A 19,765-nucleotide genomic window follows, 5' to 3' on the forward strand; every position below is an offset into this window, starting at 1 on the left:
TTCTTCGCCCATGACTGGACACCCCACGACAGCGACAAGGGCCGGATCATGGAGCCGGGCCACCAGTTCGAATGGGCCTGGCTTCTGGTGCGCTGGGGCAGCCTGCGCGGCAATGGCGAGGCGATCGACAAGGCAAAACGGCTGTTCGAGATCGGTGAAGAGCACGGCATCTGCCCGCGCCGCAAGGTGGCGGTGATGAGCCTCCACGACGATTTTTCGGTGCATGACGGGCTGGCGCGGTTATGGCCGCAGACGGAATGGCTGAAGGCTGCGGTGCGGCTTGCAAGCGTCACGGGCGGTGAGGAGCGTCAGCGTTACCTCGCCTCCGGTCTCAGCGCCATCGGCGCGCTGCAGCCTTTCCTCGACACGCCGGTCAAGGGTCTCTGGTTCGACAAATGGCCGGCCGACAGGCCGATGCTCGACGAGCCGGCGCCGGCAAGCACGTTTTATCACATCGTCTGCGCCATATATGAGGCAGAGGCTGTGCTGGCGGTGGAGAAATGAAAATGCTGCCGACAACCGCTGGACTTTGAATTGGCTTGTTTCATGTTATTCCCATGTTTTAAATGGGATAGTGCTTTTGCGCTGTCTGCCAGCTCAAAAGAAAAAGCTGGGGGGCATTAAAACGATGGTCACTCTTTCGAAAGGCACATAATGGCCCTTGATCTTCTGAACCATGAAGATGAGCTGAAAATTGCTAGAGAACTAAATTACCTGCTGGCTTCAAAGTATGCCCAGGAGGTAGTCAATCGTGTTGCAAATGATGTGATATCAGCGCAAATGAGTGGAGGCCGAGTTGGCGACGAAAAAGGGAAAACTGACAGAGGTGGTGTCAGGACGACACTTCGTTCCCTTAATCCTGAGCGTTTGATACGAAGAGCGATACGAAAGCGTTTTCCAAAACAGGGAATCGTATCAAGGTCCAATGAGGCCATCGATTGCCCTGAATATTTTCCTTTATGTGTTCAGGGTCTCAATATCCAGTATAGTACCGGTACTTTAGTTGATAGACGAGGTGTCGGTAGAGTTGCGCGTGAAATATTGAAGGAATTAATAAAGCGAGAGGTACTCGCGACGCTCGACGTTTTATCAATTCGCGAAAAACCCATTCATTTTTTCCCGTCTGTTCATTGGTGTCCCTCTGAGTTGCCTCCTCGATCCGTCGTTATGGTGCACGACGTTATTCCTTTGCTATTTGAGAGCATATTTCAAAAGTCAACAATCGGCGAATGGAAACAAAAATACATCCATACAATTAGAAACGCCGATCTTATTGTGACTGTGAGTGCAAGCAGTGCGGACGATATTTCACGGATTATCGGTATTTCGAAGGAAAAGATACATGTCGTTTATAATGGCGTCGATGTTGTAGAATGGGACGAAGACGAGAGCGTCGATTTACTTACGCCCGACGCGCCTTACTTCGTCTGTATAGGTTCTAACGATTACCATAAAAATATCGACGTGGTGATTAAGGCAATGGGCCTCAGCAATGCCCAAGACTATCATTTGGTCGTCGTCGGAAAATCTCCGAAAGGATTCTCTACGGAGTTGACCTCTAATAGCGGAGGAAAGATACATCCGGTTGGACGTCTGACGGATGGGCAGTTGGCTAGGGTATTGAGACGATCCAAGGGACTACTTTTTCCCAGTTTATATGAAGGTTTTGGCTTGCCTCCGTTAGAGGCGTTGATGCTTGAAGTTCCCTGCATCTGTAGTGCGAGACCCGCCATGACAGAATTGCTGCACGATATGGCGATTTTTTGCGATCCAGAGAAACCGCAAGACTGGGCAGATGCCATGCATCAATTGGCTAACTTTCCACCAGATTTTGAGACTAGACGTCGAGTAGCAAGTGAACTTCGGAGCCAATTCAATTGGGCGAGATCCACAGACCTGCTTCTGTCCGTTCTTAGTAAACTCAAAGATGTTGAGCACTGAAAATATGATGGGCAGGCGGCTGGTGGCGTGTTGCGCCACCGCACGTTAGTACAACGGTCTACCTATGGCTCCATAGTGCTTTGCGGCGCGGGGAGGAATATCATACGTCCCTAGTTTGTGTAGGCTATGATGCACTTCGTGCTGGGTCTGGCGAGTTTCCCCCATTCAATGCGGCAGAGTTGCTGCGGCCAGATTTTCGGTCGGAAAGCGACTGGGATTGCCGCGGTTGATCAATTCCCAGGCACACTCTCAGTTGCATCAGTTTTGTCGCCCTGGCCGAGTGAACGGAGCCAGACGCCCGTAATACGGATGCCGTGCAGGTTATTTCCCGAAACGCGAAACTCCCAATTGCCCTGGTGGTGCCGCTGGATGGTAAATTCAATGTCGGTCGTGGCGGGGCTGCCGCCTAGCCCGCGCTGCAGGGGGGCAGAAATAATGGAACCAGTTTGGGTATTATACACCTCCACCATGGCTTCATCGGCGTGATCGTCGAAAATTCGCATATCCATTTCGAGGCGGTATTTGCCTGGGGGTAAAACCAAACCAGGGCCATACAGTTTGTGTTTCCCGCCATTGCTGGCCAAATCGAGAATAGAGACGTTTACTTGGCCGTACCGCGTTTTCATCAGCGGCAGCATGTTTATGTCCATCATCGGTCGCAGTGCGAGACCGGCACTTTCAAGTTGAGCGCGCGGCAGATGTGAGGCGAGGTAGAATGGTGTGTCAGTAATCCGATACAGCATTTCGGCCTCAAAGTTTTCCAAGTGCTGCTGTACTTTACCAAAGTGGATGCTGTTAGCATGCCAGATTAATGTTTCAGGTGCCGGTTCGTTGCCAATATCTGGATCATCGAGATCGTCTTCTTGCAGAAATGCGCGCGGCCGCAGCGACAGCATAGCTGGATCGGCTTTGATGGGTCCCAAGAGATGACGGTTTTGCACTATATTGTCTGCTGCTTCCTCAGTAGCTCTTATTACGCCACCGTTCCAGGCAGGCAGAATGGTACTCCATGGGAAACTCATGGAAATGCCGGCAATCAAAAATATTGCAACCAATATCTTCGTGCTTGCCTGCTGACGGAGCGTGTCGGTAACCACTAGATGTGATATCTGCGGAACTCCGGTCCACCATAAAAACCAGAAAATAGCGATCTGAAAGGGAAAGGGATAATAGACGTCCATGTGGCCCGCAGCATCACTGAAGGCGGTTAAATTGAGAAGTGACCATGGAATATAGGCTACGAAACCCAAAATAGGTACAGGATTTCGCCATATGATCGTCGCAAATAAGGCGACAGCGGCGGGCTGCAGGAGGTAGAGCCGTTGTGAAAACAAGAGGGTGAGCCGCTCCTGCATCAGTGACCACGTCAGGTGGGCATAAGGTGGTACGCCTGTGTAGATGCGGGTAAAGGCGCCATCGGCTGGAAATTGCCAACTGCGGATCAGCACGGCGGCCAGCGACAGGCAGAACGCCAGCGTCAGCAGCGCCAGCACATCGCCCCCAGCTGTCACACGGCGGTTACTCCACATGGTCCAGATCCATAAAAGCCCCAGCGGCGCAACGACGTGGAAGCCCATATCTTCTCGAACCGAAAGCGCTATTAGCAAAAACAGCACCGCCAACCGCCGCTTGCCGCTGAAGAAGGCGGCGAGGCAGGCGCAAGCCATCAGTGCTCCCAACGCTTCGATATGCGGATAAGCCAAGATAAACATAGCTAGACCATTGAAGGCGAAAGCCAGTGCCAGAAATGCCTGCCAAAGCGGTTTCTCTGCAAAACAGGGTATTCTGCGCACAGTGATCCAGGCCATTAGGCCGCTGCCACCCAGAATGACGCCTTGGAAGCTGGCAAACCATGTTATCGGTCCCCAGGGCCAGAAGAAACTCAACAGGCCGATACCATAAAGGATCGGCGACAGATGCGTGCTGTAAAAAAGATTGTTGTCTATAACAGGTGGATTGGTGAGGTTGAAGTCCAGCGGGCGCCACATCAGCGCCGCGAACCAGCCGCTATCGTGCAGATAGCCGCCCGCCACATAGAAATGGTTCATCACAAAGCTGAAGCCGGCTAGAAACGGTACGAGAAAAGAAAGGGACACAGCCATGCCTTGCACCACTAGCGCGCCCTTTGGGCCGGTTGGTTCAGGTGTCTGCCAAATCATTCCCATTCGTTGCTTCTCCGTGGCCGCCCCGCGACGATCTCTCTAAAAATGCCAAGCAAGGACTATGCCAGTATCAGCGTGATCAAACTAAAGTGCTTCAGTATGTGGAAGGAATGGTCTAGATATCTGGTGCTTATATCTTCATCATCTTAAAAAAACGCTCCGGAATATTGCGTATGACCAACATTATCAATCGCCAGATAGAGCGTACATAGACGATATTCTTTTTTTGTATAACGGCGCGCTCTATTGCTACTGCGACTTCAGTCGGCTCTGCTGTAAGAGCTGCGGGCAAATCCATCCCTTCTGTCATTTTGGTGGCGACAAATCCGGGTAGAACCGTAACGACATGGACCCCACGCTTAGCCAGGCGATTGCGCAAGCCGGAAAGAAACGCGGTAAAAGCAGCTTTGGCGGAGCCGTAAACATAATTGGTTGCGCGACCCCGCTCCCCAGCGACGGAGCTTATCCCGACAATCGTACCCGCGGCCTGTTGTTCGAACCGATTGGCTAGAAGCGCTAGGATACTCGCCGGGCCCTCGTAGTTACTGCGCATAACGTGGCTTGCGGCGATAGGATCACGTTCGCTTTCCTCTTGTTGGCCCATCAATCCGATGGTCGATATTGCAATTTCAGGCAATCGGGGAAGACTGTTCAGGAATTCTTCGTGGGTCTCTATCGAGAGCGCGTCAAATTCATGCAACGTCACCTCGACACCATAACGAAGTTCGATATCGCGTTTCTCGACATCAAGGCCTTCGGCATTGCGCGCTGCAAGTTGGATAGCGTATCCCCCTGCGGCAAACTTATGGGCTACAGCCTTGCCAATATCTGAGCGGGCGCCAATAATAAGGACAGGTGGTTTCGTCATATAGAGAGCCTTTCTGCCTGGGACGAAATAAAGCGGCCTCTCCAGCCTTTCTCGTCCCTATTCTGTACGAACTTTTCTGCGCGCTCATCTGAAACACGTAACGTGCGGGCCGACATGCGGCTGTCTTTTGCAAGATAGAAACGCCCACCATTTTCAATGGCAATTTCATCTAGACGATTCAGCAAAGTCAGGGTTTTCTGCGAGATCGGAAAATCAAGAGCGAGGGTGTAACCCTCCATGGGAAAGGAAAATCTGCTTTCCTGTGGACCGAGTTTCTTAAGAACAGCGAGAAAAGAGCCGGCTCCGGCAAGGGAAATGGCGTCAAGCAGGGCACAAATACCTCTTTCCGAACGATCAAGAGGTAAGACACATTGAAACTGCGCGAACCCGTTCCGACCATAAATCCGGTTCCAGCCAAGTATGGTATCGAGAGGGTAGAAATATGAATCGCAATCGACCAGGGATTCTCCAGCTTTTCTGGCGCCATTTTTGTAATATAGCTGATTGAATAAGCTCACGCTTACTCTATTCAATATGCCGCTCGGCATGGTAATTGGAAATCTTACTTGACGTTTCTCTAGTTGTTCAAATGGTTCGCCGATATGCTTCGCAGGAAGGTCGGATATCGACGCATGTTCACCCAACATAATCAGGGAGCGCCCCAGGTTCTTTCCCCGTCCGAGGCAATCGATCCAAGCAACCGAGTAAGTGGCATCCTTGTATTTTTCGAAGACTTCCATTGCCGCTTGCAGGTTCGGAGCAGGGACGGTTGTTTGCCGGACCCACGAAGTCCGGACGCGTCTAAGTCGGAAGGCGGCGCGTAGAATGATGCCGGTCAACCCCATGCCGCCCAACGTATATTCGAAGAGATCAATGTTCATCTCCCGGGAGCATCGGGTAATTTCCCCGTTGACATCCAGGACATCTATCCAGTCGACACACGTTCGAAAACTACCCTCCTTGTGGTGGTTTTTACCGTGGACATCCGCGGCAATCATGCCGCCTAAGGTAACGAATTTCGTTCCTGGGGTGACCATGGGAAACCAACCCTTGGGTAAAAATGTTTTGATGATGTCGCCCAACAATACGCCGGCCTCGGCGACTAGCTGACCAGTCTTGGGGTCGAAAGAAACCATGTGGTTAAAATATTTCATTGAAATAGTGCTGAATGGATTAATCGCACTGTCACCATAGGCGCGGCCGTTGCCACGGGCTATGACGCTGTGCCTGGAAGTGACTAAGCCAAGCAGTGTTTCCACATCACGCGGAAAATGAAGTTGGGTATCTATCGACGGGTATCGACCCCAGCCAGATATTTTCATAACGTGATCTCTTTGCGCTTGTCGTTAAAAACAAACCGCTTGTCGAGATTGTATTTAACAACATATCCGATGGCCAACCCAATAATGGCGCCTGCTTCTCGCATGAGATCGGTTTGCCAGATTAGCCAAAATACTGTTTCGGCCGTCCAGAATATCAGAGTGGTAAAAATGCCCATCAGGGTATAAAGCGAGAATTTTCGGGTGTTGTTTTTCAGTCCCGCATCTTGGTCATAAAATATCCACTGCTTGTCGAGCGCATATTTTATTACGAGACCTACGATTGTTCCCATTCCGATTGCTGCGATAAAGTGGACTTCGGTACTTCCAGCCTGAAGAACAAATCTTTGTGTCGCAAGATTTGCTAAAGTGGCAATAACCGCAAATATCGAATATCGAAAAGTCAGAACGCCGAGTGTCACAACAATGCACCTCCCAGTGTGAAGGCTAGGACTATCAGTGCGCATATTTGACTCGTGCCATCTTTGGCCGCGTAGACAACTGGATCGTCATGCATCAAGCCACGGTGTGCCATCATCACGGCACGGGTGAGCCAATATAATAGAATAGCGCAAACGCCCCAAAGCGCCTCTGGACGTGCGTATAACTGTACCACAGCGGGAGAATTGACATAAAGTGTCATCACGAGCACGGAAACATAGCCAGCGGCAATTGCAATCATTGAAATTATAGGCAGATCATCGACATGATAGCCTCTGCCGCTTGGTTTCAGATCGCCCCGCTCTGCGCTGTCGATTAACTCGGCCTGTCTTTTGATAGCTGCTAAAGATAGGAAAAAGAAAACAGAAAAAGCCAGCAGCCAGATTGATATGTCAATCGACGTCGCTACAGAGCCGGCAAACATCCTTACCGTATAAAGTGCGGCAAGCATGCAGATGTCAAGGATGATCAACCGCTTCAGATAAAGCGAATAGGCGGTTGTCAGCAGATAGTAGCCGACCATGACTACCAGAAATTTCCAGCTTATCAAAATTGCGAGAAGAGAGCCGAAACCTACAAGTGCTCCCGCCATCAGCGTGCCGTGCGCGATGGGAACAGCGCCCGCGGCAAATGGTCGGTTTCGTTTTCGCGGATGTGCTCTATCTGCAGAAAGATCAAGCAGATCGTTCAGGATATATACGCCTGAAGCTATCAGACTAAAACACACAAAAGCCGTCATCGATAAAACGATGGTTCGTCCATCGAATTGATGCGCGGCAAGCAGTGGTACGAATACGAGAAGGTTCTTTAGCCATTGGTGAGGCCGGAGCGCCTTGATGTAAGGTTTAAAGTTATCTTTCTCGCTTTGGAGATGCTCGACTGTATCGCAGAGAGTGTCGACTTTCGTGCGTACTTTCCTTGGTACATCCACCGTAATTGCTTTTTCTGCGCGCTCCCATACAGGCAAATCGGCGGCGGCGTCGCCCATGTACAAGAAACCGTTTTCACCGAAACGCTCTTCCAAAAATGCGGCTTTCGTGGCGCCTTTCAGGTTTCGCGTGCCGTCGGAGCCGTGAACCTCATCAAAGATACCGAGGTGGTCCGCTATTCCTTGCGCAATCTGCTGATCAGAAGCGGTGACGAGAGCGGTACGCCCACCTGCGCTTCTCCATTTTTCGATATAGGCAAGCACCTTAGTGTTGTAAGGAAGCACCTGAGCGTCGACGACTGCCGCGCAGGCGAGGTGACGTTTCAAGTGAGCGCGTCCGCGTGGCAGCGCCGATATTGTGCTAAAAAGACAGCGCCAGTCTGAGCCGAAAGCCGACCAGAAGTTTTCGTACAACATGTCTGTGCGGAGAAGGGTTCCGTCCAGATCAACGACGAGGATTTTTCGACTATCGAAATTCAACGGTTCATCGCTCTTTTGTCATGCGTTTTTATCATGGCGGAGTTCAGATAGGCAAAGGCACTATCCTGCAGTTGTTCGGCCGCATATGCTGCGGAGTCTCGCTATGCTTTTTAGCGCGTCCTAACGTATAGGGGGAGGTCACGCAATCGATTGAGGGCCGATTAGCGCAGAAACATTCTGAAAAGATCGGAAATAATTCGAAACCTATTGAAAACTTCCAACATAATCTGATAGCTGCTGCCGGCGCATAATTACGGATTTTTCTTGTTGGGAAGAGACACATGAAAACGGCACTCGTCTGCGGAGCAGGTGGATTTATTGGCGCACATCTGGTTAAGCGCTTGAAACGTGAAGGTTTTTGGGTGAGGGGTGTAGACCTCAAGTTCCCAGAATATGCCGCAACAGAGGCTGACGATTTCGTTATTGCGGACTTGCGTGAGCAGTCCAATTGTCGCGCGGTGATTGATCGCAGGTTTGATGAGGTATACCAGCTAGCTGCTGATATGGGTGGTGCGGGATATATTTTTACGGGCGAGAACGATGCCGATATCATGCACAATTCGGCTACCATCAATCTCAATGTCTTGGATGCCTGCTACCGTCGCAACATAAAGCGGGTCTTTTACAGCTCTTCGGCCTGTATGTATCCCGAGCATAACCAGACCGATCCCAATGCTCCCGTGACGCGGGAAGATAGTGCCTATCCCGCAAATCCAGACAGTGAATATGGTTGGGAAAAGCTGTTTTCCGAGCGACTTTATCTCGCTTACAACCGCAATCACGGGATGGAATGCCGTGTCGCGCGTTATCACAATATTTTTGGCCCGGAAGGATCCTGGGTCGGCGGACGTGAGAAGGCACCGGCTGCGCTCTGCCGCAAAGTCGCCGAGGCTGAAGCCGGTGGAGCGATCGAAATTTGGGGCGATGGTCTGCAAACTCGATCGTTTCTATTCGTCGATGAATGCCTCGAGGCTACTTTGCGTTTGACGCGATGCGAAACTTTTGCCGGTCCGGTGAATATTGGATCGGAAGAGATGGTTTCGATCAATGAGCTTGCCAGGATCACCATGCGAGTGGCTGGCAAGGATCTCGAAATTCGTAATATTCCAGGCCCGCAGGGTGTTCGTGGACGCAACTCCCACAATGACCTCATTCGGGAAAAACTGGGTTGGGAGCCAAGCCTGACGCTTGAGCAAGGGTTGGCCCGTACCTATCCTTGGATTGCTCGTCAGGCCGAGCTAGCACGTGGAAAAAACAAGTGACGGCCTTTGGCCTGATCCCTAGCGAGATATTATCATGAAGCCGAAACTTTCTGTAATAGGTCTGGGCAAACTTGGTGCACCTATGCTTGCCGTGTTTGCCAAAAAAGGCTTTGACGTCATTGGTATGGATTTGAATTCCGCTTTTGTGGATTCGATCAATCGTGGCGCGGCGCCGGTTCCTGAGCCGCAACTTCAGGAATTGATCACGGAAAATGGTGGGCGCATTCGAGCTACGACCGACATGCGGGAGGCGGTGCTTTCCTCGGACGTGACCTTCATCATCGTCCCCACGCCCAGCGGTCCGGATCGTTTTTTCCGCAATGACTACGTAATCTCCGCTCTCGAGAGCATCGGTGCGGCATTGCATGACAAGATCGGCTATCATAACGTTGTTGTCACTTCCACCGTCATGCCCGGCTCCACAGGCGGTATTCTGCGCCAGACGCTGGAACGTGCGTCTGGTCGAACCGTGGGTTCGGATCTCGGTTTGTGCTACAATCCGGAATTCATCGCGCTCGGCACGGTAGTCCGCGATATGCTTTACCCCGATATGATACTTATCGGCGAAAGCGATCCTAAAGCGGGAGATTTGCTCGAAAGCGTCTATCGTGGCTCGACCGAAAGCAACCCTGAGTTCCAGCGGATGAACTGGGTCAATGCAGAACTTTGCAAGATCGCCGTCAACACTTACGTGACCACCAAGATCAGCTATGCGAACATGATCGCTGACATGTGCGATCATCTCGATGGTGCCGATGCCGATGTCGTGACGGACGCTCTCGGTGCAGATAGCCGGATAGGAAAGAAATACATCAAGGGTGCCATTGGTTATGGTGGCCCTTGTTTTCCGCGTGATAACAAGGCATTCGCGGCGCTTGGGCGTAGCCTCGGCGTGCGCACGGATCTTGCCGAAGCGACAGATGTTATCAATGATCACCAGACGGAGCGGCTTGTTCGGGCGATAGCGGCATCGGCTGATCCGGGGGCCCAGGTGGCAATCCTCGGGCTGTCCTACAAGCCGGAAACCCCGGTGATCGAGGAAAGCCAGGGATTGGCACTGGCTCACAAACTGATCAGCATCGGTTATAAAGTGCGGATTACAGACCCGCAGGCTCTCGTCAGCCTTCCGGATCAGATCGCCGATGGGATCGTGATCAAGGTAGATGCGGAAAGCGCCATGGCGGGAGCGGATGTCGTTGCCATCGTGACGCCTTGGAAAGCCTACCGCAATCTCGACATTGCTGCGGCGGGACCGAAGGCTGTTATCGATCCGTGGCGTGTTGTTGATGCTGCGAAGCTTTCGGCTGCAATAACGCTGATCAGACCTGGCATGGGGGATTGGCTCTCTGACGCTGCCGCAGCGAAACATGCCCGGGTAATGTCATGATATCGATCGTTCTCTATGGAAGGAACGACAGTTACGGCTATAACCTCCACAAGCGGGCTGCTCTCAGCCTGAATTGTATGGCGGAAGTGCTGACCGACGAAAACGATGAAATTCTTTTCGTTGACTATAACACACCGGATGATTTTCCGACCTTCCCGGAGGCGATCTGTGACACGCTGACAGATCGTGCGAGGCGTCTTCTGCGGATCATCCGCATAAGGCCGAGCCTTCATAATCGGCTGTTTGCGTCTCGTACGCACCTGAAGGCTCTGGAGCCGATTTCGCGTAATGCTGCTGTCAGGCGATCCAATCCTGCAAATCGCTGGATATTGTCAACCAACACGGACATGATCTTCGTACCACGCGGGTCGCAGTCCTTGTCTGACCAGTTGGCGGGACTGGAAGACGGATTTTATTGTGCGCCTCGTTTCGAGATACCTGAAACGCTGTGGGAGAGCTTTGATCGGCTTGATCCGGCTGGGGTTATAGCTGAAACGCGCGAAGCGGGAGAGAACTTCTATTTGAATGAGGTAGTGTACGGGATGGACTCTATCCTGTACGACGCGCCTGGTGATTTTCAGCTAATAAAACGAGACGACCTCTTCTCCATTCACGGCTTCGATGAGAGGATGCTGCTGGGTTGGCATGTAGACGCAAATATTTCGAAGCGTCTCGTTATGCGTCATGGCAAGATTGATGACGCCCTACCTTTCGTTCTTGGTTATCACTGCGACCACACTCGTCAAACCACTCCGGCTCACGCACATAAGAGTGTGGAAAACAGTGCGGACGATTTTTTTCACAATCTTTTGCAGCCGGAAATACCGGATCAATCGGAAATTTGGGGTCTAGCTGGGATTGACTTGGAAGAAATCAGCCTAACTGACACCATAAACATCGCGTATCGCAAAGCGCTTAGCCAAGCAATCGATCGGCCTCTGAAAGGTTTGATTGAGGCGCGCTATCGGCCAGAGTCTTATGATCTTGAAGTCGGAACGCCGGAACACGTACTTCCATTTCTTGTTGATCTATTTGCCAACGCTCCAAGAAATACGAATGTCGTCTGGCTTGGTCCAAAAGACCGGATATATGATCTTTTTACGAATTGTTGGCGAAATTTAGGATTCCTAACGGATGTATCTTGTTGGCAAGGCGATATAGACGTTATTGATCGCGCAGATACTTTTATAATTAATTTTGGACTTCCAAAAAAGGTGGAGGGCGATGCTTCGTCCGCCTTGATGGAGCAATTTTATACAGTCGTAACAAACGAGCGGGATCACTTAGCGTCGAATAAAGAGCCCCGCCGGATTATTGGTGTGAATGCCATACATAATGGTTTCGAGTCTGTAATGCAGCGTTTCGTTGGCTGCAGTCGAACACCGTTCTCAGCCAGATTGCGGCATGGCTATTTGCTGAAGTCTGCGTTTGTCGATGCGCAAGACTGGACCGGCGAAATGCATGCAGGTGCAGCTGGAAAAAGGGATGAAAATGTAATTCACTCCACAGGAGCGAGTGGACATATATTTTATGGTCCTTACGCCAATTTGATGCCCGGCAACTACAGAGTCGATGTCAGTCTCATAAAACGCTGGAATCACTCGCCCACATCGAAGTTACAACTCGAAATTATGCTGGGTGAGAAGACGGTAGCGGTTGTAAAAGTCAAATTTTTCGGATCAAGGAAAATCATATCTCTACCACTGCAAATCACAACGCAGGAATTACCTCTTCCTATTGAGGTACGCCTTCACTCGATTGGGAGATCTCGAATAGCTCTTGAACGGATAACTGTAAAAAGGGTTCAGCCAGTTGATGCATAACTTGGTTGAAACATCGGTGTGAGATGCGGTGTTGTTTCTGCATCTCTATAAAAGATGAGAAGCCTGATCGATTTAGAGCTCCAGGCCGCTGCAAGACAAACCGCTGAGTAACTGAAACTGCTATCTTCATTCAATAAAGGATTCACCTGTGACTGACAACGCCACCATTGAAGATGTAAAAGAGTACTGGAATCGCCGCCCCTGTAATGTTCGACATTCAAAGCGCGAAGTGGGTTCTCGAGAATACTTCGATGAAGTTGAAGCCCGGAAGTACTTTGTCGAGCCCCACATTCCGGGTTTTGCGGAATTCTCACGTTGGAACGGCAAAAAGGTACTGGAAGTCGGATGCGGCATTGGCACTGACGCGATCAACTTCGCGCGTAACGGTGCAATATATTCTGGGATAGAGCTTTCGGAAGCAAGTCTTGCAATCGCCAAGTCACGATTTGAAGTGTTTGAACAAGACGGAAACCTTCAACAGTTGAACGCTGAAGCGCTTACACAAGGCTTCCCTGAGAGCAACTTTGATTTGGTATACTCTTTTGGTGTGATTCATCATACACCCAATCCGCGGGGCGTAATTGAACAAATCCGTAAAGTTATCAAGTCGGATGGTGAACTGAGAATTATGCTATATGCAAAAAGGTCTTGGAAGGCTGCTATGATTGAAGCTGGGCTCGACCAACCAGAAGCTCAGTCAGGGTGCCCGATTGCCTTCACCTACGATGAGCGCGACGTTCAAGAGCTTCTTTCTGGATGCTTTGAAGCTACTGAAATTCGACAGGATCATATTTTCCCGTATCAGATTGAGCAATACGTCAACTACGAATATGTGCGGCAACCATGGTTTGAAACCATGCCGCCGGAGTTGTTTCGTGCGCTTGAACAGAGCCTGGGATGGCATCTGCTAATAACTGCTAAACCGATTTGAGGTTGGACCAGACACTACGTGCGCTACTTGATAGGGTTGTCACAGCTTAAGGGGCTGAAGCAGCGATGACGAATATCTGGTCCGTAAGAAATCGAAGGGAGGTCTATGCGTCTCCCTTCGTGACCCTTTCGATCGAAGCCGTGTCGTTGCCGGATGGGCGGGTTGTCGATGACTATCACCAAATTCATTTACCTGATTTTTCTATTGCCGTGCCCATTCTCACAGACGGTCGTATTCTGACTTTGTGGCAATATAAGCATGGTGCCCGATGCTATTCTATGACTTTTCCTGCTGGCCATTTGGAGCCCGGGGAAGATGCTGTTGAAGCGATGCTGCGGGAACTGCGCGAAGAAACCGGTTATGTGGCTGAGAATGCCATTAGCTTTGGCAGTTATGCCGTTAGCGGCAATCAGGGCTGCGGTCGGGCGCATCTTTTTGCTCTGACGGATTGTCGTCTTGCGGGCGTTGCTGATCATGACGATCTTGAAACTTTCGATCTTAGAGTTATGACAGTGGAGGAAATAAATGCGGCGATCGATCAGGGACATTGTGCAATCCTTCCTCAACTCGCCGTCTGGCTCGCAGCCAGAGCACATTTTGGATTCTGAAGAGCAACAACTGGTCGAACGCCAGACAGACACGGCCGTTGAAGCTCCGGCTCCGGCTGTTCAGCTCGATCTGGCTCCGATCTGGACCATGGTTCCCGAGGCAGAGCCAATTCGGCTTGGTGCCTATTACGCCCATATGCGGGGCTATTATCCTTATTGCGAGATGCAAACTAAACGCTGGTGTGTCCGCAACATTGGCCCCGATTGGCGCATTTTTGATGTCGGGGGCAATATAGGATATTATTCAGCACTTTTTGGTCGCTGTGCCCCTGAAGGCCGCGTTGTTGCATTCGAGCCGACGGAAACGCACCGGATGCTCAAGCAAAATCTTGAGCTCAACGGGATTTCAAATGTCGAGGTTCGCCAGATTGCCCTGGGGGAAGCTGAAGGCAACCGTCGTGATGCGATATTCCGCGTCTGGGGTAGTCCTGCGGAAGTGGAGGAGTTTCCTTTCTCCACAGTGGACGCGGAAATGCGACGTTTGGAATGGGACAGGCTTGATCTTCTTAAGGTTGATGTCGACAGCTTCGACCTAGAAGTTTTGAAGGGCTCTCTTCAGACACTCGACAAATTTAATCCCTGGATTCTTGTTGAACTTAACCACGCATTAGCGGAAAGAAAGCAGAGCGTTTCGCAGGCGCTGGAATGGTTGGCATCAGTGGGTTATCACGAAGCCCTCGTGATGGACGGTGAAAATTTCCTTTTGCGTCGTCCGGAAGGCGTGCCGGTTGCCGTTGACGGATTGAGGCTCATACATGAACGCGAGCCTGTCTATGTTACCCCTGTTCTTGTTGCGACGGAAGCATCGGCGGCTGATACAGCTGCTTCATTTGAACTAGCTGGTACGGGTGTTTTGGATGAGGAAACCGGTGATCTAATTATCGATGCGCCCGCCTGGGGTTATGGCTTGATCTGGAAAGCGCAACCGATCTGTGACGGACCGGCGATCGTGCGTTTGTCGGTCGGTGTTTCGGGGGCGGATATTGGCATTCTTTGCGTTAGAGAGGGCTTTTCTGAGCTCATTGGATCGGAAGCTTTTGTCCTGCCGGGTGGAGAAACTACTGTCGAGATAGCGCTTGATCGGGTCGAGGATCTGCGTGGCATTGTTATCAGAAGGGGTCCGACGCTACCCGGTGTGGCTCGCGTACGTTTCAATGAGCCTGTTGTCTTGCAAGCGGAAGCCCGGCGGAATGTTTCACCACCGCTTTCGATGAACCCTGCACAAAAAGAGATCACCTTGAGGGACGTCGCGCGAGGGCTCTCATCATTGCCTTTTGATGTTCCCGACGACACGCTCGAAATTGTTGACGCTCATATGTTGGGAGAACGTCTTGGTTTGAGCTACTCGTTCCGAGCTCCTATAAACCTCGTTAACATGCCGCTTACCCAGTTCCGTATGGAGGTCCATGATGCGAAGATTTTGGGACAACTTTACCGCGCGTTTCGACCACGGCATCATCTGGAGTTTGGAACTTGGGAAGGGTTCGGAGCGCGACTTTGCCTGCAAAACTCTGAAGCTCTTGTCTGGACGCTGAACCTTCCCGATGGAGAAAGGGACGCTGATGGGCGTCCTCTGTATTCAGATGCATCCGGCGTCACGGATGGTGGAAGCCGGATCGGACGACTTTATCGCGAAGCTGGATTAGCTGGACGAGTTACCCAGATGTTGATGGATAGCCGGGAGTTCGACACAGCTGCTTTCGGTGCCGATTTCTTCGATACTGTCCTGATTGACGGTGGCCATACAGCCGATGTAGTGGCCAGCGATACCGAAAAGGCGTTGCGGGTGGTTCGCCCCGGCGGGTTTGTCATGTGGCATGATTTTTGTCCGGATCCCTTGATCGTAGCCGAACAAAATGCTGCTCAAGGCGTCATTGAAGCGGTGTTGCTGAATTGGAAACAGTGGCGTCCGCGCTTTTCATCCTTATTTTGGGTAAGACCGTCCTGGCTTCTCGTCGGGATTATTGCTGATGGCGGCATGAATGCAAGTGAAGACAATGATGCGCAATAAACAGGTTACATCCGTGACTTTTTCTTCGGCGTACGCGCAAGGCTTCCTTCGTTGTGCCGTTGCTTCACATTTGGTGACGCCTGCTTCGCCATTGGCGAACGCTACGGCGACGATACCGCTATTGGAAGCGGCGGATGAACAGTCGGTGGGTCTTCTCGTTTTGCCCGAGCTAGGTCTGACCGGTTACGCGATTGATGACCTTCTGCATCAGCAAACGCTGCTTGATGAGGCTGAATCGGCTCTTGAACTACTACGCAAGCGCACCGAGACGCTAATGCCTGTGGTTCTTGTGGGAATGCCGGTCCGCTGGCAGGGCCATCTTCTCAATTGTGCGGTTGTGCTGCACAAAGGTCGACTTTTAGGTATTGTACCCAAAACTTATTTGCCCAATTATCGCGAATTCTATGAGGCTCGGCACTTCGCATCGGGTGCAATAGTCGAAAAAGGCGCTGTGATAGAGATTCTGGGGTCCGATGTTCCTATCGGTACAGATCTTTTATTTACCGCGCAGGATATAGAGAATTTTGTGCTCGCGATTGAAATTTGCGAGGACGTCTGGGTTCCGACACCACCCTCATCCTTGGCTGCGCTTGCTGGTGCTACAGTCATAGCAAATCTCTCGGCATCCAATGCGATTATCGGCAAATCGGCCGAACGTCACGCGCTTTGCCGCGTGCAATCTGCTCGTTGCAATGCTGCTTACCTCTATTCGGCAGCGGGATTCGGTGAATCAACCACCGATCTCGCTTGGGACGGCCATGCAATGATTTACGAAGCTGGAACTCTTCTGGCTGAGTCGGAGCGTTTTTCCACAAGTGCCGGTATGATTGTTACGGATATCGATCTGGAACTTCTGGCAGCGGAGCGTCTACGAAATGGCAGCCTCGTTGCAAATCGACGTGATCTTGCGCCAAAACCCTATCGACACATCGGCTTTCATCTTCAGCCCCCCGAAACTGACATAGGCTTGCATCGAAAAATTGCTCGCTTTCCATTCGTTCCGGATGAAAAAGATCAACTTGACGCTCTGTGTGAGGAAGCTTTTCAGATACAATCTCAAGGTCTTGCGCGCCGTTTGAAGGCGAGTGGCATCGAGCGGGTCGTCATAGGCGTTTCGGGTGGACTGGATAGTTCGCACGCCCTGCTGGTTGCACTTCACGCCATGGATTTGTTGAAACTTCCACATTCAAATGTTCTGGCGTGGACTTTGCCAGCTTTTGCGACGTCTAATAAGACGAAATCAAACGCTTGGCGTCTCATGCGGGCGTTAGGAGTGACTGCCGACGAGATTGATGTAGGCCCGGCTTCGATGCAAATGTTGCGGGATATCGGACATCCTGCCGGAGAAGGTGAGAAGGTTTACGATATTACTTTCGAGAACGTCCAGGCCGGGGCCAGAACGTCGCTGCTTTTCCGGCTGGCAAACCGTCATAACGCTATCGTCCTTGGCACGGGTGATCTTTCTGAACTGGCCCTTGGTTGGGCAACATATGGCGTCGGTGATCACATGAGCCATTACAACGTCAATTGCTCGGTTCCCAAAACACTTATTCAGCATCTTATTCGATGGGTGGCTGGACGTGGGCTTTACGGTGAAGAGGCATCCGCAGTTCTTCGAAATATTTTGTCAACCGAAATCAGTCCGGAGTTGGTTCCGGGTGACGCAGATGCGCCAAGTCAGAGGACCGAAGATTTCGTGGGACCTTATGCGCTGCAGGATTTCAATCTTTTTTATACGGTAAGATACGGCATGAGACCATCTAAGCTGGCTTTCCTTGCATGGCACGCTTGGCGGGATGCCAAAACGGGTAGCTGGCCACCGGATTTTGCAGACACCGATCGGCGGGATTACGATTTGGAAACCGTTCGATTATGGCTAAGAGTTTTTATCAGGCGCTTTTTTCAAACCAGCCAGTTCAAACGTAGCGCCGTTCCAAATGGTCCGAAAACAAGTTCCGGGGGCTCTTTGTCTCCACGCGGGGATTGGCGTATGCCATCAGATGCTTCGGCAGATTCTTGGTTGCGTGAACTTGACTTGGCACTCGCTCCGCCACAGAGAAATCAATAAAGGCTTAGCAGAACATTGTAGCCTGAGGGAACTATCGATAGTGAGCAGGAATGCTCCCCATAGGGAGCATTCAGTAATCACGTTCGTTTATAATCATCCTCGATGCGGATGACATCATCCTCGCCGATATAGGCTCCGGTCTGGATTTCGACCAGTTCGAGCGGGATCTGCCCCTCATTGGCAAGCCGGTGCGGCTGGCCAATCGGGATATAGACCGACTGGTTCTCCGTCAGCAACTTCGTCTCTTCGCCGATTGTCGCCGTCGCCGTGCCCTTGACGACGATCCAATGTTCCGAGCGGTGATAATGTTTCTGGAACGAGATGCGGTGGCCGGGATCGACCGTGATATGGCCCACCCTGTAACGCTCGTCCACATACATGTGTTCGATATAACCCCAGGGGCGATAGACGCGCTTGTGGGTCTGCGTCTGCGGCGCATGTTCGCCGTCCTTCAGCGTCTCCACCAGACCCTTCACATCCTGCACCCGGTTTTTCGGCACCACCAGAACCGCATCCTTGGTGGCCACCACCACCATGTCCCTGGCGCCAACCACCGTCGTCAGCAATTGCGTCGAATGGATGAGGCAGCCTTCGGAATCGATGAAGACGCCGTTGCCTTCCAGCGCATTGTCGTTGCCGCGCTTGTCGGCAATCTCCCAGATCGCATCCCAGCTGCCGATATCCGACCAGCGGAAATGACCGTGCACCACCGCCATGCGTTTGGTCTTCTCGATCACCGCATAGTCGATGGAGTTTTTCGGGGAAGCCTCGAAGCTTTCCTGATGCAGGCGCACGAAACCGAGGTCGCTTTCATATTGCTCGACCGCCTGCGTCACCGCCGCAAGAATCTCCGGGGCGAAGGCCTTCAGTTCGGCGATCATCACATCGGAGCGGAACAGGAAGTTGCCGGAATTCCAGAGATAACCCTTTTCCAGATAGGAGATCGCCGTCTTCACATCCGGCTTCTCGACAAAAGCATCGACGGTGCTGAGGTCTTCCTCGCCGTCGATCGCCTCGCCCGGCTTGATATAACCGTAGGAGGTACGCGGCTCGGTCGGCACGAGGCCGAAGACGACGATATTGCCCTGATCGGCGGCTTTTGCTCCGAGCTTCACGGCATCGGAAAACTTTTGGGCATCGAGCACCACATGGTCGGCGGCAAGCGCCAGCACCAGGCATCCGGGCTCGCGGCGCTCGGCCAGCACAGCGGCGGCGGCCATGGCGGCGGCGCTGTCGCGGCGGGCGGGCTCCAGCACCACCGTTGCCGGCAGATCGATCTCTTCGGCCTGACGGCGGGCGAAGAAACGGAAATCCTCGTTGGTGATGACAAGTGGCTCGGAATAAAGCGTTTCGTCACCCACCCGCTGCAGGGTCTGCTGATAGGTCGAAAGATTGCCGACCAGCGGCTGAAACTGCTTGGGCAACTGATCGCGCGATACCGGCCAAAGCCGCGAACCAGCGCCGCCGGCCAGAAGAACCGGCGTGATCTTTCGAGAGTGTTTCTTCACAACAAAACCTTTCCAATGCGGCCTGATA

Annotated in this window: 15 protein-coding genes; 9 read left to right on the forward strand and 6 right to left on the reverse strand. The window is 51.9% G+C overall.

Annotated features, from left to right (window positions below; all coding sequences use genetic code 11):
• Together V6R85_RS22030 and V6R85_RS22035 are read left to right on the forward strand one after the other, a co-directional pair.
• A partial coding sequence (locus tag V6R85_RS22030; RefSeq protein ID WP_336377205.1) for an AGE family epimerase/isomerase occupies nt 1-504 on the forward strand: 504 nt, incomplete at its 5' end.
• Nucleotides 505-654: 150 nt separating this feature from the next.
• Nucleotides 655-1,941 (forward strand): glycosyltransferase family 4 protein, encoded by a 1,287-nt coding sequence (locus V6R85_RS22035; protein ID WP_111817910.1) that lies wholly within the window; start codon nt 655-657, stop codon nt 1,939-1,941.
• Between the two features lie 230 nt (nt 1,942-2,171).
• On the opposite strand, the gene V6R85_RS22040 is transcribed toward V6R85_RS22035, so the two are convergent.
• The 5 genes from V6R85_RS22040 to V6R85_RS22060 all read right to left on the reverse strand — a co-directional run bounded on the left by V6R85_RS22040 (nt 2,172) and on the right by V6R85_RS22060 (nt 8,139).
• A complete protein-coding gene (locus V6R85_RS22040) occupies nt 2,172-4,043 on the reverse strand; it encodes a hypothetical protein (protein WP_162686941.1) in 1,872 nt (623 codons plus the stop codon).
• Between the two features lie 190 nt (nt 4,044-4,233).
• Nucleotides 4,234-4,971, reverse strand: coding sequence for an SDR family oxidoreductase (locus V6R85_RS22045; protein ID WP_111817908.1), 738 nt, complete (start codon nt 4,969-4,971; stop codon nt 4,234-4,236).
• Nucleotides 4,968-6,293 carry an FAD-binding oxidoreductase gene (locus tag V6R85_RS22050; RefSeq protein ID WP_111817907.1) on the reverse strand — a complete coding sequence of 442 codons (1,326 nt, stop codon included), beginning with the start codon at nt 6,291-6,293 and terminating at the stop codon, nt 4,968-4,970. The genes V6R85_RS22045 and V6R85_RS22050 overlap by 4 nt, the downstream gene beginning before the upstream one ends.
• The gene (locus V6R85_RS22055) at nt 6,290-6,712 is read right to left on the reverse strand and encodes a GtrA family protein (protein WP_111817906.1); all 423 of its coding nucleotides are present in this window, start codon (nt 6,710-6,712) and stop codon (nt 6,290-6,292) included. Before V6R85_RS22055 ends, V6R85_RS22050 begins: the two co-directional genes overlap by 4 nt.
• Entirely contained in the window at nt 6,709-8,139 is a 1,431-nt protein-coding gene (locus V6R85_RS22060) for a UbiA family prenyltransferase (RefSeq protein WP_111817905.1), read from the reverse strand. Before V6R85_RS22060 ends, V6R85_RS22055 begins: the two co-directional genes overlap by 4 nt.
• A gap of 281 nt (nt 8,140-8,420) precedes the next feature.
• Between V6R85_RS22060 and V6R85_RS22065 the strand changes: the two genes are divergently transcribed.
• From V6R85_RS22065 to V6R85_RS22095, 7 genes are all read left to right on the forward strand, one after another.
• Nucleotides 8,421-9,401: an NAD-dependent epimerase/dehydratase family protein gene (locus V6R85_RS22065; RefSeq protein WP_111817904.1), complete on the forward strand. Its 981-nt coding sequence runs from the start codon at nt 8,421-8,423 to the stop codon at nt 9,399-9,401.
• A gap of 34 nt (nt 9,402-9,435) precedes the next feature.
• A complete protein-coding gene (locus V6R85_RS22070) occupies nt 9,436-10,788 on the forward strand; it encodes a UDP-glucose dehydrogenase family protein (RefSeq protein ID WP_111817903.1) in 1,353 nt (450 codons plus the stop codon).
• Nucleotides 10,785-12,611: a hypothetical protein gene (locus V6R85_RS22075; protein ID WP_111817902.1), complete on the forward strand. Its 1,827-nt coding sequence runs from the start codon at nt 10,785-10,787 to the stop codon at nt 12,609-12,611. The genes V6R85_RS22070 and V6R85_RS22075 overlap by 4 nt, the downstream gene beginning before the upstream one ends.
• Before the next feature lie 148 nt (nt 12,612-12,759).
• The gene (locus V6R85_RS22080) at nt 12,760-13,542 is read left to right on the forward strand and encodes a class I SAM-dependent methyltransferase (protein WP_236761777.1); all 783 of its coding nucleotides are present in this window, start codon (nt 12,760-12,762) and stop codon (nt 13,540-13,542) included.
• Between the two features lie 65 nt (nt 13,543-13,607).
• The gene (locus V6R85_RS22085; RefSeq protein ID WP_111817901.1) at nt 13,608-14,150 is read left to right on the forward strand and encodes an NUDIX hydrolase; all 543 of its coding nucleotides are present in this window, start codon (nt 13,608-13,610) and stop codon (nt 14,148-14,150) included.
• Nucleotides 14,068-16,161, forward strand: coding sequence for a class I SAM-dependent methyltransferase (locus tag V6R85_RS22090; RefSeq protein ID WP_111817900.1), 2,094 nt, complete (start codon nt 14,068-14,070; stop codon nt 16,159-16,161). The genes V6R85_RS22085 and V6R85_RS22090 overlap by 83 nt, the downstream gene beginning before the upstream one ends.
• Nucleotides 16,133-18,229, forward strand: coding sequence for an NAD(+) synthase (locus tag V6R85_RS22095; protein ID WP_111817899.1), 2,097 nt, complete (start codon nt 16,133-16,135; stop codon nt 18,227-18,229). Before V6R85_RS22090 ends, V6R85_RS22095 begins: the two co-directional genes overlap by 29 nt.
• Nucleotides 18,230-18,306: 77 nt before the next feature.
• Here V6R85_RS22095 and V6R85_RS22100 read toward each other — a convergent pair whose 3' ends face one another.
• Entirely contained in the window at nt 18,307-19,737 is a 1,431-nt protein-coding gene (locus tag V6R85_RS22100) for a mannose-1-phosphate guanylyltransferase/mannose-6-phosphate isomerase (protein ID WP_336377206.1), read from the reverse strand.
• Between the last annotated feature and the right edge of the window lie 28 nt (nt 19,738-19,765).

It is taken from the genome of Agrobacterium sp. CCNWLW32, from assembly GCF_037083425.1.
GTDB classification, from domain to species: domain Bacteria; phylum Pseudomonadota; class Alphaproteobacteria; order Rhizobiales; family Rhizobiaceae; genus Agrobacterium; species Agrobacterium radiobacter.

Bases quoted from the DNA above. Each gene is read 5' to 3' on its own strand.
- V6R85_RS22035 (WP_111817910.1), top strand. From the start codon at position 655: ATGGCCCTTGATCTTCTGAACCATGAAGATGAGCTGAAAATTGCTAGA.
- V6R85_RS22040 (WP_162686941.1), bottom strand. From the start codon at position 4,043: ATGGCTGTGTCCCTTTCTTTTCTCGTACCGTTTCTAGCCGGCTTCAGC.
- V6R85_RS22045 (WP_111817908.1), bottom strand. From the start codon at position 4,971: ATGACGAAACCACCTGTCCTTATTATTGGCGCCCGCTCAGATATTGGC.
- V6R85_RS22050 (WP_111817907.1), bottom strand. From the start codon at position 6,293: ATGAAAATATCTGGCTGGGGTCGATACCCGTCGATAGATACCCAACTT.
- V6R85_RS22065 (WP_111817904.1), top strand. From the start codon at position 8,421: ATGAAAACGGCACTCGTCTGCGGAGCAGGTGGATTTATTGGCGCACAT.
- V6R85_RS22070 (WP_111817903.1), top strand. From the start codon at position 9,436: ATGAAGCCGAAACTTTCTGTAATAGGTCTGGGCAAACTTGGTGCACCT.
- V6R85_RS22075 (WP_111817902.1), top strand. From the start codon at position 10,785: ATGATATCGATCGTTCTCTATGGAAGGAACGACAGTTACGGCTATAAC.
- V6R85_RS22085 (WP_111817901.1), top strand. From the start codon at position 13,608: ATGACGAATATCTGGTCCGTAAGAAATCGAAGGGAGGTCTATGCGTCT.
- V6R85_RS22090 (WP_111817900.1), top strand. From the start codon at position 14,068: ATGCGGCGATCGATCAGGGACATTGTGCAATCCTTCCTCAACTCGCCG.
- V6R85_RS22095 (WP_111817899.1), top strand. From the start codon at position 16,133: ATGCAAGTGAAGACAATGATGCGCAATAAACAGGTTACATCCGTGACT.